Raw genomic sequence first — 16,514 nt, 5'->3', positions numbered from 1 at the left:
TGTTACTAATATTGAGCGAACGGAATATTTTATTGAGAGGAGAACAAATATGCAAAGTATATTTCTAGGTATATTGTCTATTGTATTTTTAGGTTTAACGATTTTCGGGCTATATACTACCTTTTCGAAAAAGGTACATGATGACTATTTCGATACTTTACTAGATGACACATCAGGTTATATTTTGTTCTTCGGTTTAATTGGAAAAGGGCTGCTCTGGATATGCAAAAAATTATTTCCAAAGAAATATTATATAGGGATTTTTAGAGGGATTACATTTAGTTGTCTATTTTTATTTCTAGCAGCCGGGATTTGGTTTGTTGATTGGAACAAGTTGTTTTAAACAGTAACATGAAGGTTACTGTTTTTTTCTTTGTAGTAAAGAGCTTTGTAAAGAGAGCGCTTTTTGTTCTGTTGTTAATAAGGAATGAATATGAACGTTTTCTGGACGAGGGACTATCGGATACATAAGGTTTGTTGGAGAAGGGTGGTGCTCCGAGCCGGTTGGAGAATGAGGATCTGCATGAGTAAGTTTTCCATGAATACGTCTTGTAAATAAAATATGACCGATTTCGTGAGCGAGCGTATATATATTTTTCATAGGGGCAGCCGAATTTGTTAAAACGATATAGCCAGTAAGTTGCTGTTGTTTTGCTAAAGAATAAGCGCAGGCAATTACTGCTGTTTCTTTGAAATAATCACTGCCAATATAACAAATATAAAGGTCGCATTCAGGAGCTTCATTTACACATGTTTGGAAAAAGGATGCCAACTTTTCTTGACTTTGAATGGAATTTTTATAACTGATTTCACGGTCAAAAAAACGGAAAAGTTCATTTAATACAATTACTTCTTGAATTTGAAATGTAATGGGGTGCCAAATTGATTCTGCAACAGCTAAATCTTTTGCGATGCGGTCATCAGAAATATCGGCGCCGGGAGTAATACAAATACATATATTGACGTATGGATCCATAAGGAACACCTCAAATGAAAAAAGTTCTTCCTATAATATATGTGGGAAAAAGATGTCATGTATGGATAAACGCCTTCTTTATTGAATATATAGATGACAAGTCGAAAAAATTTCATAGTTCTATAACATGGTATGGTCGTCTTTTTGATATAGTAAAGGAAAGGGGGAGAATATATGTATACATTAAAAATCGTTTCAGACAGAGAAGCACTTTATCAATTTGCGAGTTATGTAAGAGTTGTACAAGGGGTTGAAGATGTATATGTAGAGGTGGGAGAACCTTTATATGAACATCCTTTAATGAAGTTTTATGTACATATTAAGCTGAAAGAAACATATGAGCAGCATAAAGCGTTACAGGAAATAGCAAGATTAGTAGAATTGGGTCGTTTTACATATGTCCATTATCGTAATGATGAAATTGAGGAAGCTTTTGAAGCTGTAAAATATGAAAGTTTTAAGAAATAAAGATGAAAAAATGGAGGCGAAAGCTTCCTTTTTTTCTTTAAAATTACATGAACAAAAAGAGAGAAATTTTGTTATGATAAGAGAGGTTAGGGAAAGGGGAATTTACATATGGGGTATATTGAAGAGTTACGAAAAGTCGTTGGTACAAGACCGCTTATTCTCGTAGGATCAGCAATCATTATATTAAATGATAAACAAGAAGTATTGCTTCAATATCGTTCAGATACATATGATTGGGGTGTACCTGGCGGGGCGATGGAACTAGGTGAAACGACAGAAGAAACGGCACGTAGAGAGTTATTTGAGGAAACGGGGTTAACTGCAAAAATAATGCAATTTCTTGGTGTTCTATCAGGAAAAGAAGTATATTTCCGTTATCCGAATGGCGATGAAATTTTCAATGTCATTCATCTGTATCAGGCACATCATGTGAGCGGGGAATTAAAGCTCGATCATGAAGGGTTGAAACTTCAATATTTTCCAGTAGATAAGTTGCCAAAATTGAATGAAACGACAGAGAAAATTTTGCAAAAGTTTTTATATGCACTGACAGAATAGAAGGTTAATTCCTTCTATTTTTATTATATGAAATATTTTGATTTTTTAGTATGTTTATAGTATGATAGTTATAGATATACATCTTATGGAATTTCACCTAAAAACTTACTAGGGTACATAAGAGAGGGGCAAGTACAAAATGCATAATGTTGTTATTACAGCTGCAGTTCGTTCGCCAATTGGAACTTTTGGAGGAGCGCTAAAAAATGTAACGCCAGTAGAATTAGCTGTTCCTGTACTTCAGGAAGCTGTAAAACGAGGCGGGGTAGAACCACATGAAGTTGATGAAGTAATTTTAGGTCATTGTATTCAAAGAACTGATGAAGCAAATACGGCGAGAACAGCTGCATTAGCGGCAGGATTTCCTGACACAGTTACGGGATATACAATCCAACGTCAATGTTCTTCAGGTATGCAAGCAATTATGTCAGCTGCAATGCAAATCCAATTAGGTGTAAGTGATGTTGTTGTTGCAGGTGGAGTAGAAGCGATGAGTTCGAGCCCTTATGCATTGAAACAGCACCGCTGGGGACAACGTCTACAGCACGGAGAAATTCGTGATACGGTGTGGGAAGTGTTAGAAGATCCGATTCACCATATTATGATGGGTGAAACAGCGGAAAATTTAGTTGAACAATATGAAATTACAAGAGAGGAACAAGATGAAGTTGCTCTTCGCAGTCATACATTGGCACTGAAGGCAATCGAGTCTGGACACTTTGACGATCAAATTGTTCCTATTACAATAAAAGAACGTAGAAAAGAAGTAGTATTTTCGAAGGATGAGCATCCACGTGCAGATATTACAGCGGAAAAATTAGCAGGGTTAAAACCAGCATTCCGTAAAGATGGGTCTGTAACTGCAGGTAATGCATCTGGCCTGAATGACGGAAGTGCAGTTCTAGTATTAATGAGCGAAGAAAAAGCAAAAGAAAAAGGCTTACAACCGTTAGCTAGAATTGTTGGATATTCAGTAGCTGGAGTAGACCCGAAAATTATGGGTATTGGACCAGCACCAGCAATCCGAAAAGGATTAGAGAAAGTAGATTGGTCATTAGAAGATGCAGATTTACTGGAAATTAATGAAGCTTTCGCGGCTCAATATTTAGCTGTAGAGAAAGAGTTAGGCTTAGACCGTGAAAAAGTGAACGTAAACGGTAGTGGCGTAGGACTTGGGCATCCAATTGGTTGTACAGGGGCTCGTATTACAGTAAGTTTAATTCACGAATTAAAAAGACGTGGTTTAGAAAAAGGAATTGCCTCTTTATGCGTTGGTGGCGGTATCGGGGTTGCCTTATTTATAGAAGCACTATAAAAAAGAAGCAGCTATTGCTGCTTCTTTTTTTATGACTCAAATAGATGATGGAATAATCGATCGCGATTTTCAAAGAAAAGTTTCGTCGTTTGATAATGCTCGGTTTCTTCTAATGTGGATTCGTGAATCCCCTCTTGTGTTAAAGAGTATATAGTAGATTCAGGGTAAGCCATTAAAATAGGAGAATGCGTCGCAATAACAAATTGTGAACCTTGTTCAGCTAGTTCGTGCATTCGAATGAGCATGGAAAGTTGTCTCATCGGTGATAGAGCTGCCTCAGGCTCATCTAAAATGTATAAACCTTGTCCTGAAAAACGATTCATAAATAAGGAAAAGAATGATTCACCGTGTGATTGTTCGTGTAGTGAAACGCCGCCGTAAGATTTTATAGCATCTATTTCATCAATATAAGAAGCAACGTTATAAAATGATTCAGCGCGAAGAAAGAAACCGTCGTTTGGTGTATTGAAACTTTTTGAAATTCGAAGGTATTCATGTAAAGATGAATGTGAATCGTTTGTGCTAAAGCGGAAATTCTTCGTTCCACCTTCTGCATTAAAACCTAACGCAATTGCAATTCCTTCAAGTAATGTTGATTTACCCGTTCCGTTTTCTCCAATAATGAATGTTACATTTGGATGGAAAGCTAGTGATTGTAATGTTCGGATAGCGGGTAAGCAGTAAGGATATGCGGAAAAACTAGGGATATTTTCTTTTTTTAATGTGACATTTTGTAAAAAGGGTACGTCAATCAATATATAAACCTCAATTCATAACGGATTTTGAATCTAAAAAGGCAGCAAATACAAGTGTTAATAACACCTGAATCCCTTCTTGTTTTCTGAATATTTATGTGGATTATATCATTTAAACTATCATATTCCAATGTGAAAATAAATATTGCATGAAGTTCCATTCTCTCGTTATGATATATGGTATTCTACTGAAAATGTGAGAAGGAGTTAAAGTATGCCGTTTACATTTGCACATCCAGCAGCAGTTCTTCCTTTTGCGAAAAAGCATTCTAAATATATGTCAGTAACGGCTCTTATATTAGGTAGTATGGCGCCTGACTTTGAATATTTTTTACACTTTAGACCGTATGGTGTTATTGGGCATACGTGGCTTGGGTTCTTATATTTAAATTTACCACTTGTCTTCTTATTAGCATACATATATCATTACATTTTAAAAAAGTCTTTTATAACACATTTACCTAAGCCATTTGCTGGCTACTATACATATGCAGTAGACAAGGGGTGGGGTCTTCATACATGGAAGGATCTTTTTGTATTTTGTTATTCAGCATTATTCGGTATGTTAACGCATGTTGTTTGGGATGCATTCACTCATAAGACAGGCTATTTTGTTATGAAAATACCATTATTGCAAAGAGAATGGTACGGTATCTCTGTTTATAAATATATGCAACATGGAAGTACATGTATTGGTTTTCTATTATTAGCATACGTTTTATGGAAGCATAGAAATGAAATGGGTAAAGACTTTATTTTAGCTTCGGAAAAAAGAAAGTATTGGATTTCAGTAATTGTTGTGGCAACTATTATATTTATCGTGTATGTGTTCCTAGATCCCTATTTTCATATTTTCCAAATTGGAGGTATAATAGTATCTGGACTGACAAGTTCATTTTGTGGACTTTTCATTGTTTCTATAGTTTACAAAGCAAGGGATTAATTTTATATTCATGAATGATAGCGTTAGGAGAAATGAAATGATGAAAGCATGGAAAAGTATTTTTGTTTTATGTAGTTTTCTTCTTATGTTAAGTGGTTGCTTCCATCAAGAAGAAAAGAAAGCTGAACCGAAGAAGAAAGAATCTATTCCTGAAACAAAAGAATATGGTGGGCGTGAGCTGAAAAAAGTAGGACAAAAAGTGAAAGAAACAGGCTGGGGTACTTTCATGTTAGAGCAGATGCATTCTGTGAATCAAACATTTGAAGTAGCGCCAATGAAAATTCACGTACAAGATGTGAAAGTAATCTCTTTATCACAGATGAGTGAAAAGGCAAAAAATACATTGAAAGTATACACGGCACTAACTCCTGAAGAAGTAAAACGTAGATTAGGGGATAAAGTAAGCCAAGAAGATGCAGAATTATATGCATCGCTAAGTGGAACAGAGATTAGTAATACAATTCGTTACGTTGAGATTACATATAAAGTGGAGAATAGCGGAAATAAAAATATGCAATTTTTCTCTATGAATGATGTTATAATTAATGGTAAGCAACATTTTAAAGTAGCGACTCAAAACTTTTTATATGACGAAGATACGTTAGTTGGTACAAAAAATGTATCAAGAGAAGACTATAAGCCTGGTGAAACAAGAGATGGGATTATTGGTTTAATACTTGACGATGGAAAAGACAAGGTAAAGGATATTCAGTTTATAACTGATGATTTACTTGCAGGAGATTCAGAAACACAAGATGTTGTAAAAGAGCCACAAACGTTTAATATCTCACTTTCGGAGTAATGTGTTTTTAAAATAATGTAAGACAAAACAGTCAGCACTCAAAAGATTATGCTGACTGTTTTTTTATTTCTTTTATGTATGAATCTACATTTTGAAAAGGTACCTTAATTTTAAACGCATCTTTTTGTTTATTAAATTGCTTTTCATTATAGGGGCCGAAACGTTTATTGTGCTTTACGTCAATAATCCAATAATGTTCACTTTTTTTATTTGCAATTGCTGCGTCAGGGTTATTTGGATCTGATTTTTCCTCAGTTTGTTTTGCAATAATGTATTTATCATCCCAAGCAATGTCTGTAATTTTTGCAGGGATGTATTGTGTGGCATATACAGCATCTTGCGAGGGGAAAAGTTCAAATGCATTTCCAGAAGTACGTATGAGCTCGTATTCATCGTTAACCGTATAAGTTAAGTGACTTGTGTTTCCTGTACAACCAGTTAATAGGAAGGCGACGAATAGGATTATCCATTTTTTCAATATGGGAACCTCCTTTATAATGCTATTGTAACAAATTGTACAAGAAAAGTAAGAGAAACGCTAGTTTACAATGTTTTTTAGAAGTGGTACGATGAGACGGGTAAAGAAGGATATGAAGGAGTCGACATAAAATGAAGTTAAAGATGCATCGTCCAGCGCTTGTAATGAATCGCATAGGTGCTTCCCTAATTGACATGTTTTTAATCTCGGTTATGTATGGTGCAGTAGTAGCTATTATGACCGGAAACTATAGTGCTATGTTTAAGCGCTTTAATATAAGTTTAGGTGATTTTAGATATGATTTCGCAGTAGTTTTCATATTAATGGCGATATATTTTATTGTGTTACCCTTTATTTGGAACGGTGTTACACTTGGCAAAAAGGTAACGAGAATAAAATTAATTTCATTGAAGAGTGAAAAGCTAACGTTGCAAACATTAATTATAAGATTTTTTGTATTGTTATTGCCGAACGTATTGCTATTAGGAATTCCATTAATATGTAACGTATATATGATGTTGTTCCGCAAAGACAATTGCGGTTTTCAGGACTTAATTACAAAGACGAAAGTAATAAGTCTTGTATAATGAAAAAAGACCTTTTTATCCATAAAATAAGAAGGTCTTTTTTTGTTATACTACAATTTATGTAATAATATCATTTTGGGTTTTAATAGATTGAAAATTAAGAAAATGTTATAATGATTAAAATAATATCTTTATATAATAAGGGGGAAATTGAAATGACTGGAGGTAGTGTAATCTTTTGGGGGATTTTAATTTTCATCGGTTTAGTTTTCGATCAGCGTAATAGTAGGAAAAAAGAAGGAGTAAAAAAGTAATCGCTTACAAACGAATGAGCAATTTTTCTTGCTTGCAGATTAATCTTATAAAGGAGTATACTGAATGACGGTAAGACTTATAGAAGGGGTAATGAAAATGAAGCTTGCAGGAAAAGTTGCTATCGTAACTGGCGGTGGCATCGGTATTGGACGTAATACAGCTCTTTTGTTGGCTAAACAAGGCGCAAAAGTTATTGTGACGGACATTGATCAAGAGAGTGGACAAGCAACAGTGGAGGAAATTATGAATCTAGGCGGAGAGGCACTTTTTGTATCCTATGATATGGGAAAGCAAGGAGATTGGCAACGCGTTATTAGCATTACTTTGAATGCATTCAGTCGCATTGATATGCTTTTTCAAAATGGTGGTTTATATAAAATAGATTCTATTTTTTCTCGCCAACAAGAGAACGATTCCAATGTACTTTGTATTAATGACGTTTGGATAGAGATAAAACAATTAACGTCATCTTTTATGAAACAGCAAGAAGAAGTGGTGCTTAGTGATTTACCGATTTTCGGTATTATTAGCACGAAAGGACAATCATTTCATACAGTAGAAGCCCTAGTATAATAATGAAAACCGCCCTCAATATATGTGGACGGTTTTTTTGTATGTTATATAGAAGGAAATTTCTTTAGCGAATACGTTGTTCTGTTTGGCTGTCAAAGAAATGCGCTTTATTTAAATCAAATGCCAATTTAATTTGATCTCCAGGTGAGAATATATGTCGTGCATCAACACGTGCTGCAAAATCTTGATTTCCAAGTTTCATATATAAAATAGATTCAGCACCTAACAATTCAGCAACTTCAATTTTTGTTGTGAAAGTAGTAGATTGTGAAGCTTCTAAAAATAGTAGTTCATCATGAATGTCCTCCGGGCGAATACCTAAAACAATTTCCTTATTTACATAGCCTTGTTCACGTAGCATCTTCATTTTTCCTTCAGATACTTTGATTTTTATGGTATTGTCTATAACGAAATCGGTTTCAGTCAATTTACCACGAAAGAAGTTCATCGCTGGTGACCCGATAAATCCACCCACGAAAATGTTTTCTGGTGTTTCATATACTTCTTTTGGAGTTCCAATTTGTTGAATCTTTCCATCCTTCATAACGACAAGACGCGAAGCCATAGTCATTGCTTCTGTTTGGTCATGTGTTACATAAATTGTTGTTGTTCCAAGGCGATGATGTAGCTTAGAAATTTCTGAGCGCATTGCAACACGGAGTTTAGCATCTAAGTTTGATAATGGTTCATCCATTAAGAAAACTTTTGCATCTCGAACGATTGCTCTACCTAACGCAACACGTTGGCGTTGTCCACCTGATAATGCTTTCGGTTTTCTATCTAAATATTGTTCAAGCCCTAAAATTTTTGCTGCATCTTTCACACGACGATCGATTTCATCTTTTGGTATTTTTCGAAGTTTTAATCCAAATGCCATATTATCATATACACTCATATGTGGATAAAGAGCGTAGTTTTGGAAGACCATTGCGATATCTCGATCTTTTGGAGGAACATCATTCATTAGTTTACCATCAATTGAAAACTCGCCTTTTGAAATATCTTCGAGTCCAGCTACCATTCGTAATGTTGTAGATTTTCCGCATCCAGAAGGACCGACAAATACGATAAATTCTTTATCTTGAATGTGTAAATTAAAATCGGTTACAGCTGTTACGTTATTATCATATATCTTATAAATATTTTCTAATTTAAGTTCTGCCATGGTATTTCCCCCTAGAAATAATTATGCAAACGTTTTCTTTGAGTTCATTATAAACGAATAGATTCAAAAAATAAATAAAAAAATAAAACGTTTTCATTTATTGAAGAGTTATTAGTAATTTTCGTATGTTTTCTTAGAAAAAGAACAATAAAAATTGTAAGCGCTATTTTAAATTGAGATAGAATCTGTTATCATTCATTAATGAAAACGTTTGCGCCTTAAAAAAGAGAAAAATGAATTATGAATGAAATGGGGTAGCATAATGGAAAAACAATGGTGGAAAGAAAGCGTAGTATATCAAATTTATCCTCGTAGCTTTATGGATAGTAACGGTGATGGTATAGGAGATCTTCAAGGGATTATTTCAAAGCTAGATTATTTAAAAGAGTTAGGGATTGATGTGATTTGGTTATCACCAGTCTATGAATCTCCAAATGATGATAATGGTTATGATATAAGCGATTATTGTAAGATTATGAACGAGTTCGGAACAATGGAAGATTGGGATGAGCTATTACATGAAATGCATGAACGTAATATGAAATTGATGATGGATTTAGTTGTTAATCATACATCTGATGAACATAAGTGGTTTATTGAATCACGTAAATCAAAAGATAATAAATATAGAGATTACTATATATGGCGTCCTGGAAAAGAAGGGAAAGAACCGAACAACTGGGGAGCTGCTTTTAGTGGGTCTGCATGGAAGTACGATGAAATGACGGATGAATATTATTTACATCTGTTTTCTAAAAAACAGCCGGATTTAAACTGGGATAATGAAAAGGTAAGACAAGATGTTTATGAGATGATGAAGTTTTGGTTAGAAAAAGGAATTGATGGATTCCGCATGGATGTGATCAATTTTATTTCTAAAGAAGAAGGATTACCAACTGTTGAAACAGATGAAGATGGCTATGTTTCAGGTCATAAACATTTTATGAACGGTCCAAACATTCATAAATATTTGCATGAAATGAATGAGGAAGTATTATCGCATTATGATATTATGACGGTTGGTGAGATGCCAGGTGTAACGACAGAAGAAGCCAAATTGTATACTGGAGAAGAACGAAAAGAGTTGCAAATGGTATTCCAATTTGAACATATGGATTTAGATTCAGGAGAAGGTGGAAAGTGGGATGTAAAACCATGCTCACTTCTTACTTTAAAAGAGAATTTGACAAAGTGGCAAAAAGCATTAGAGCATACCGGATGGAATAGCCTTTATTGGAATAACCATGATCAGCCTCGCGTTGTATCTCGTTTTGGTAACGATGGAATGTATCGCATTGAATCAGCAAAAATGTTAGCGACAGTTCTTCATATGATGAAGGGAACGCCATATATTTATCAAGGTGAAGAAATCGGAATGACGAACGTTCGATTCCAATCAATTGATGAATATCGAGATATTGAAACGTTAAATATGTATAAAGAAAAAGTGATAGACCATGGTGAAGATATAGAAAAAGTAATGGAGTCTATTTATATAAAGGGTCGTGATAATGCTAGAACTCCGATGCAGTGGGATGATCAGAATCACGCTGGATTTACAACAGGTGAACCTTGGATTACTGTAAATCCTAACTATAAAGAGATTAATGTGAAACAAGCAATCCAAGATGAAGGTTCAATTTTTTATTACTATAAGAAATTAATTGAGCTACGCAAAAATAATGAAATAGTTGTATATGGATCATATGATTTAATATTAGAGAATAATCCTTCTGTTTTTGCTTATGTAAGAACATATGGAGACCAAAAACTACTTGTTATTGCAAACTTTACTGCGGATGAAAGTGTATTTGAAATGCCTGAGGATATTAGTTATAGTGAATCAGAATTATTTATACACAATTACGATGTAGAAATCGGATCGATAGATAACATTACATTACGTCCGTATGAAGCGATAGTATTCAAATTGAAATAAGAAAAATCCTTATGCCACCTTGGCATAAGGATTTTTTGGATTACCATTTTAATATGGAGAATCCATATGGAGGAAGTGTAACTTGTAATACACTTGCTTCCGCTGAAAATTCTTCATTTGTATAAATGTTAATTATTTTCTTACCAGTAACATGAAGAGGGAGTGAAACTGTAACTTCACTATTAGTAGGGTTTAAAACGAAAAAGATAGTTTCATCCTCATATGTTTTCGTATAAGAAATATAATTATGTTCATCATTTGCTTCGATGAATTGAAAAGTACCATGTCCTCCAAAAGCTTCATGTTGTTTTCGTAATGAAATCAATGTTTGTATATGTGTAAATAATGCATGATCTTGTTCTTTAGTATCCCAAATCATACATTTACGGCAATCGGGGTCCATACCACCATCCATGCCGATTTCATCTCCGTAATAAATGCATGGAGAACCGATGAAAGAAAGATGGAATACATAGAGCAATTTCAACTTATTTTTATCTCCGTTGCATGTTGTTAAAATTCTTGGAGTATCATGGCTATCTAATAAATGAAAGGCTGCTTCATTTACATTCATAGAGTAGGAATGTAGAGATTCTGTAATTTGCTTCATGAACTCACTTGCTTTAATGGAATCGTTAGCAAAGTAAGAAAGTAGAGCGTTTGTAACAGGGTAGCTCATGACAGCATCAAATTGATCGCCTTGTAGCCATGGAAGGGCATCGTGCCAAATTTCTCCCAAAATATATACTTCAGGATTTAATGTCTTTATTTCAGTTCGGAATTCTCTCCAAAAATTGTGATCGACTTCATTTGCGACATCAAGGCGCCAGCCATCTATATTAAATTCTCGTACCCAATAACGTCCTACTTCAAGTAAGTATTCTTTTACATCTGGATGAGCTGTATTTAATTTAGGCATATACGGTGTAAAGGCGAAAGTATCATAATTTGGAAGTGGCTCGGTTATAATTGGGAATTCATGAATGTGGAACCACTCTTTATATGCGGACTTCTCACCGTTCTCTAGTACGTCTTGAAATTTCTCGAAAAAGTATCCACTATGATTAAACACAGCATCGAGCATTACTTTTATACCGTGCTTATGACATTCTTCAACGAGCTCTTTGAAAGTTTCTTTCGTCCCAAATTGTGGATCAATTTCCATATAGTCAATTGTGTCATATTTATGGTTTGAATGAGCTTTGAAAATAGGTGTGAAATATATTCCGGAAATGCCAAGCTTAACAAGGTAATCAAGGTTTTGAATAACACCAGAAAAATCTCCGCCGAAAAAATTAGTTGGAGTTGGATTCGCACTTCCCCAAGGAAGGGTGTTTTCTGGATTCAGCGTACTATCGCCATTAGCGAATCGCTCAGGGAAAATCTGATACCAAATGGTGTCTTTAATCCAAGATGGTGCTTTGAATACATCATCTGCATGAATAAATGGAAAACAGAAAAAGTTACCAACATCATCATTTGGAATGTTAGAAAAGAATCCTCGCTCTGTATAAATAAGAGTGTCTGTTTCAGATTTTAATTCAAACCCATAACGTAAGCGCTTAAATTTGGGTTCGATTGAAATGGACCAATAATCAAATAATGCAGTAGAACCCGTTTTTTTCATGGGTGTACTTGATGATATCCATTTCCCGTCTTTCCATTCGTAAGGATCACCGTAAATAAGATCGGCGCTTTGAATATCATCTCTCTTAGTACGTACTCGGATGTGAATTGTTTGTTCATCATAAGCGTATGCATAATTATCTTTCGGCCTATGATAAATGGCTTCTTTAAACATATAGAAAATCCCCCTTCAATATCTCTATACATAGTATTCCCTTAAGTGTAATAATAAAGCCTATATTGCAAACGATTGCCTTTCTCGTAGCTTTAATATTGCTTATAAGAGTAGTATTCATTTCATATAAAGTCAATGTATAAAGAGTATAATGACATAATTTTTAAATTAATATTTGCAAAATGAATAAAAGAATGTATAATGATAGACAAATAGCGCAAACGTTTTTATAGACTTGGGATATTGTTTGCGCTTCAATTAAACTATTAAATGCAAACGTTTTCAGTTACTGAGGTACATAGACAATTTAGGGAGGTTTTTGGGATGAAGAAAGCATTATCATTATTAACGGTTTCAGCATTATCTATTGGTATGTTATCTGCATGTGGACCGAAAGATTCAGGGAAAAAAGAGGAAAGTAAAGCGAAAAAAGACTATGACCTTCTTGTTTGGGAAGATGAGAAAAAAGGTGTGGGTCTAGAGCCAGCGGTGAAAAGTTTTGAAAAGAAATATAATGTGAAAGTAAAAGTTGAAGAGGTTCAGATGACGAAACAAATAGAAAAACTTCGTCTCGACGGTCCAGCTGGCACAGGGCCAGATGTTGTAACATTGCCACATGATCATATTGGTAATGCGGTAACAGAAGGGCTACTTTCAGAAGTGAAAGTAGATGATACAGTAAAAAGTAAATTTACAGATTTATCAATAGAAGCACAAACATATAACGGAAAAATATACGGTTTACCAAAAGCGATTGAAACACCAATCTTTATTTATAATAAAAAAATGATGCAAAAAGCACCCGAAACGATGGATGAACTGTTTAACTTCTCAAAAGACTTTACGAAAGATGGAAAATACGGATTTTTAGCATTAGGAGATAACTTCTACTTTGCTAATGCATTTATGGCAGGTATGGGTGGTTATGTATTTGGTGAAAAAGATGGAAAGCCAAATGCAAATGATATTGGATTAAATAATAGCGGTGCGGTACAAGGTGCTGAATATATTCAAAAATGGTACAAAGAAAAGTTATTCCCGAAAGGTATTATCGGTGAATCTGGTGGTTCAGCTGCAGATGGATTGTTTAATGAAGGAAAAGCAGCATCTATTATGAATGGTCCATGGGCATTCCAAGCGATGGAAAAGGCTGGAATAGATTATGGTGTTGCTCCAATGCCGAAATTACCAAATGGTCAACCGATGAAAACGTTCGTTGGTGTAAAAGGATGGCATGTAACAAGCTTCTCTAAACAAAATGATTTAGCTACAAAATTTACTGAGTGGGTTACAAATGAAGAAAATGCTAAAATTCGCTTTGAGAAAACGAAAGAAATTCCACCAGTAAAATCAGTAATGGAAGATCCAATCATTAAAGAAAATGAGGCTGCAAAAGCGGTTGCGACGCAATCGGAAAATGGAATTCCAATGCCGAATATTCCAGAAATGCAGGAAGTTTGGAAACCAGCTGGGGATGCGCTTCAATTAGTTGTATCAGATAAAGAAGCACCAAAATCCGCACTTGATAGTGCAGTGAAACAAATTAAAGGTAATATTGAGGCAAATCATAGTAAGAAAAAATAAGGTGAAATTCGTGCCTCTAATATGAGGGGCACGAATTCTCTCCCTTCCATGTGGGAAGAAAAAAGGGGGAAGGAACATGCAAACATCTATGGAACCTGCAAAGGGGTTAAACCATTCAAAGCATAGGAAAATGGCAACCGTGTTATCAATCATTCCGGGCATGGGCCAAATATATAATAAACAATTTGTAAAAGGTCTTATTTTTCTAGTATTAACAGGTTCATTTATTGTAGCCTTTGCTGATTTATTAAATATGGGATTATGGGGCATTGTAACGCTCGGTACAGAAGTTCCACGTGACCATTCTGTCTTTCTATTAGTAGAAGGGATCTTGGCACTTATCGTTATCGCGTTTGGGCTCGGCATATATGCATTTAACTTATATGATGCATATCAAAATGGAAAGAAACGTGATATAGGAACACCGTTAAATTCTGTAAAAGAGCAATACCGTAATTTGTTAGATCAAGGCTTTCCTTATTTAATGGTTTCACCAGGTTTTCTACTACTTATCTTTGTTGTCGTATTTCCAATCATCTTCGTAATTTTAATTGGATTTACAAACTATGATTTATATCATTCTCCTCCAGCTAAATTAGTAGATTGGGTGGGTTTTAAAAACTTTATTGATATTTTCACATTACCGATGTGGAGAGATACATTTTTAAGTGTATTTTCTTGGACTGTCATTTGGACATTCGTTGCAACAACATTACAAGTTGCACTTGGTATTTTTTTAGCGATTATCGTAAATCAGCCTGGTATTAAAGGTAAGGCAATTATTCGAACAATCTTTATTTTACCGTGGGCTGTTCCAGCATTCGTATCTATTCTTGTATTTGCTGGTATGTTTAATGAAACATTTGGAGCAATTAATAACCAAGTATTAGCTTTATTCGGGATTGAAAAGATTGCTTGGATGACAGACCCGTTTTGGTCAAAGATTGCTTTAATTATGATTCAAACATGGCTTGGTTTCCCGTTCGTCTTTGCAATGACAACAGGTATATTGCAATCGATTCCAGGAGAATTATATGAAGCGGCTACAGTAGATGGAGCAACTGCTTGGCAACAGTTCCGCAAAATTACATTGCCACTTGTGTTATATGCAACAGCGCCAATATTAATTACGCAATATACGTTTAACTTTAATAATTTTAGTATTATTTATCTATTTAATAACGGAGGACCTGCTGTGTCTGGACAAAATGCAGGTGGAACGGATATTTTAATTTCATGGATCTATAAGTTAACGATGACTTCGGCTCAGTACGGAAAAGCAGCAGCTCTTACAATGATTTTATCGTTAATTGTTATTACAGTTGCGTTATGGCAATTTAAGAGAACAAAATCATTCCAAGAAGAGGATATGATGTAAATGAATATTAAACGACAAAAGATGCTACGTCTTTCATTAAGTTATTTAGTTATCTTCATAATGTGTGCGATTATTTTCTATCCATTACTATGGATAATTGGCTCATCGTTTAATCCAGGGGATAGTTTATCTGGGTCAAGTATTATTCCGAAAAATGCCACATTAGATCATTATCGCAAGCTACTTGATCTCGATTCAAGTAATTACTTACTTTGGTATAAAAATACTTTGAAAGTTAGCGTAATGACGATGATTTTCTCTGTACTAGCCATTAGTTTTACTGCTTATGCATTTTCGAGATATCGTTTTGTTGGAAGAAAGAATGGTTTATTAACATTTTTAATTTTGCAAATGATCCCGAATTTTGCAGCGTTAATCGCACTATATATATTAGCTCAGTTAACAGGATTACTTGATACACATCGTGCATTAATTTTAATTTATGTGGGCGGAGCAATTCCGATGAATACATGGCTTATGAAAGGGTATTTTGATACGATTCCGAAAGAGTTGGATGAATCAGCTCGAATGGATGGAGCAGGGCATTTCCGTATTTTCTGGCAAATCATTATGCCACTTGCAAAGCCAATCGTAGCGGTTGTAGCGTTATTTACTTTCATTGGTCCATTTACAGATTTCATTTTAGCGAGTATTATTTTGCGAACACCAGAAAATTATACTTTGGCAGTTGGATTATATGAAATGGTTGCGAAGAAATTCGGTAATGAATTTACAACGTTTGCAGCGGGTTCTGTGTTAATTGCGATCCCGATTTCAATTTTATTCCTATCACTACAAAAATATTTTGTTTCCGGTTTAACAGCTGGAGGTACGAAAGGATGAAAAATGGGACATTACGTCCCATTTTTCTTTTCATCTCCCTATAAATAACTTTATAGGGAGATGAAAAGAGATTTGACATCACATGTGAAAAGAT

Annotated in this window: 18 protein-coding genes; 13 read left to right on the top strand and 5 right to left on the bottom strand. The window is 34.7% G+C overall.

The window, feature by feature from the left end:
* Positions 1 to 49: 49 nt before the first annotated feature.
* The gene (locus tag BCG9842_RS20055) at positions 50 to 343 is read left to right on the top strand and encodes a hypothetical protein (RefSeq protein WP_001190642.1); all 294 of its coding nucleotides are present in this window, start codon (positions 50 to 52) and stop codon (positions 341 to 343) included.
* A gap of 15 nt (positions 344 to 358) precedes the next feature.
* On the opposite strand, the gene BCG9842_RS20050 is transcribed toward BCG9842_RS20055, so the two are convergent.
* A complete protein-coding gene (locus BCG9842_RS20050) occupies positions 359 to 976 on the bottom strand; it encodes an ImmA/IrrE family metallo-endopeptidase (protein WP_000371606.1) in 618 nt (205 codons plus the stop codon).
* Between the two features lie 174 nt (positions 977 to 1,150).
* On the opposite strand from BCG9842_RS20050, the gene BCG9842_RS20045 reads away from it, so the two are divergent.
* The 3 genes from BCG9842_RS20045 to BCG9842_RS20035 all read left to right on the top strand — a co-directional run bounded on the left by BCG9842_RS20045 (position 1,151) and on the right by BCG9842_RS20035 (position 3,317).
* Positions 1,151 to 1,444: a DUF3928 family protein gene (locus tag BCG9842_RS20045; protein WP_000288330.1), complete on the top strand. Its 294-nt coding sequence runs from the start codon at positions 1,151 to 1,153 to the stop codon at positions 1,442 to 1,444.
* A 108-nt stretch (positions 1,445 to 1,552) separates the two neighbouring features.
* Positions 1,553 to 2,002, top strand: a complete 450-nt coding sequence (locus tag BCG9842_RS20040; protein WP_002005651.1) for an NUDIX hydrolase — start codon at positions 1,553 to 1,555, stop codon at positions 2,000 to 2,002.
* Between the two features lie 139 nt (positions 2,003 to 2,141).
* Positions 2,142 to 3,317, top strand: a complete 1,176-nt coding sequence (locus BCG9842_RS20035; protein ID WP_000552075.1) for an acetyl-CoA C-acetyltransferase — start codon at positions 2,142 to 2,144, stop codon at positions 3,315 to 3,317.
* A 29-nt stretch (positions 3,318 to 3,346) separates the two neighbouring features.
* Here BCG9842_RS20035 and BCG9842_RS20030 read toward each other — a convergent pair whose 3' ends face one another.
* On the bottom strand, positions 3,347 to 4,072 hold the full coding sequence (locus BCG9842_RS20030; protein WP_000568001.1) for an AAA family ATPase: 726 nt from the start codon (positions 4,070 to 4,072) through the stop codon (positions 3,347 to 3,349).
* 214 nt (positions 4,073 to 4,286) lie between these two features.
* On the opposite strand from BCG9842_RS20030, the gene BCG9842_RS20025 reads away from it, so the two are divergent.
* Complete coding sequence (locus BCG9842_RS20025; protein ID WP_001116870.1) at positions 4,287 to 5,015, top strand: DUF4184 family protein; 729 nt, start codon at positions 4,287 to 4,289, stop codon at positions 5,013 to 5,015.
* A gap of 37 nt (positions 5,016 to 5,052) precedes the next feature.
* Positions 5,053 to 5,817, top strand: a complete 765-nt coding sequence (locus tag BCG9842_RS20020; RefSeq protein WP_000973902.1) for a hypothetical protein — start codon at positions 5,053 to 5,055, stop codon at positions 5,815 to 5,817.
* 46 nt (positions 5,818 to 5,863) lie between these two features.
* On the opposite strand, the gene BCG9842_RS20015 is transcribed toward BCG9842_RS20020, so the two are convergent.
* Positions 5,864 to 6,295, bottom strand: a complete 432-nt coding sequence (locus BCG9842_RS20015) for a DUF3997 domain-containing protein (protein ID WP_000758794.1) — start codon at positions 6,293 to 6,295, stop codon at positions 5,864 to 5,866.
* A gap of 131 nt (positions 6,296 to 6,426) precedes the next feature.
* On the opposite strand from BCG9842_RS20015, the gene BCG9842_RS20010 reads away from it, so the two are divergent.
* From BCG9842_RS20010 to BCG9842_RS20000, 3 genes are all read left to right on the top strand, one after another.
* Positions 6,427 to 6,882: an RDD family protein gene (locus BCG9842_RS20010; protein WP_000769078.1), complete on the top strand. Its 456-nt coding sequence runs from the start codon at positions 6,427 to 6,429 to the stop codon at positions 6,880 to 6,882.
* A 155-nt stretch (positions 6,883 to 7,037) separates the two neighbouring features.
* A complete protein-coding gene (locus BCG9842_RS20005; protein WP_000145659.1) occupies positions 7,038 to 7,136 on the top strand; it encodes a hypothetical protein in 99 nt (32 codons plus the stop codon).
* Positions 7,137 to 7,200: 64 nt separating this feature from the next.
* On the top strand, positions 7,201 to 7,710 hold the full coding sequence (locus BCG9842_RS20000; RefSeq protein ID WP_000218411.1) for an SDR family NAD(P)-dependent oxidoreductase: 510 nt from the start codon (positions 7,201 to 7,203) through the stop codon (positions 7,708 to 7,710).
* A 64-nt stretch (positions 7,711 to 7,774) separates the two neighbouring features.
* On the opposite strand, the gene BCG9842_RS19995 is transcribed toward BCG9842_RS20000, so the two are convergent.
* On the bottom strand, positions 7,775 to 8,875 hold the full coding sequence (locus tag BCG9842_RS19995) for an ABC transporter ATP-binding protein (protein WP_000818934.1): 1,101 nt from the start codon (positions 8,873 to 8,875) through the stop codon (positions 7,775 to 7,777).
* Positions 8,876 to 9,137: 262 nt separating this feature from the next.
* Between BCG9842_RS19995 and malL the strand changes: the two genes are divergently transcribed.
* Entirely contained in the window at positions 9,138 to 10,814 is a 1,677-nt protein-coding gene (gene malL / locus BCG9842_RS19990) for an oligo-1,6-glucosidase (RefSeq protein WP_000415169.1), read from the top strand.
* 40 nt (positions 10,815 to 10,854) lie between these two features.
* On the opposite strand, the gene BCG9842_RS19985 is transcribed toward malL, so the two are convergent.
* Positions 10,855 to 12,615: an alpha-glycosidase gene (locus BCG9842_RS19985; protein WP_000471785.1), complete on the bottom strand. Its 1,761-nt coding sequence runs from the start codon at positions 12,613 to 12,615 to the stop codon at positions 10,855 to 10,857.
* Positions 12,616 to 12,939: 324 nt separating this feature from the next.
* Between BCG9842_RS19985 and BCG9842_RS19980 the strand changes: the two genes are divergently transcribed.
* The 3 genes from BCG9842_RS19980 (at position 12,940) to malD (ending at position 16,420) form a co-directional block, all read left to right on the top strand.
* Positions 12,940 to 14,199, top strand: a complete 1,260-nt coding sequence (locus tag BCG9842_RS19980) for an extracellular solute-binding protein (protein WP_000709931.1) — start codon at positions 12,940 to 12,942, stop codon at positions 14,197 to 14,199.
* A 76-nt stretch (positions 14,200 to 14,275) separates the two neighbouring features.
* Positions 14,276 to 15,577: a maltosaccharide ABC transporter permease MalC gene (gene malC, locus BCG9842_RS19975; RefSeq protein ID WP_001194983.1), complete on the top strand. Its 1,302-nt coding sequence runs from the start codon at positions 14,276 to 14,278 to the stop codon at positions 15,575 to 15,577.
* Positions 15,578 to 16,420: a maltosaccharide ABC transporter permease MalD gene (malD, locus tag BCG9842_RS19970; protein ID WP_001022601.1), complete on the top strand. Its 843-nt coding sequence runs from the start codon at positions 15,578 to 15,580 to the stop codon at positions 16,418 to 16,420.
* Positions 16,421 to 16,514: the final 94 nt, after the last annotated feature.

This window comes from Bacillus cereus G9842, assembly GCF_000021305.1.
Taxonomy (GTDB): domain Bacteria; phylum Bacillota; class Bacilli; order Bacillales; family Bacillaceae_G; genus Bacillus_A; species Bacillus_A thuringiensis_S.
This window is presented reverse-complemented; position numbering and strand designations above follow the sequence as displayed.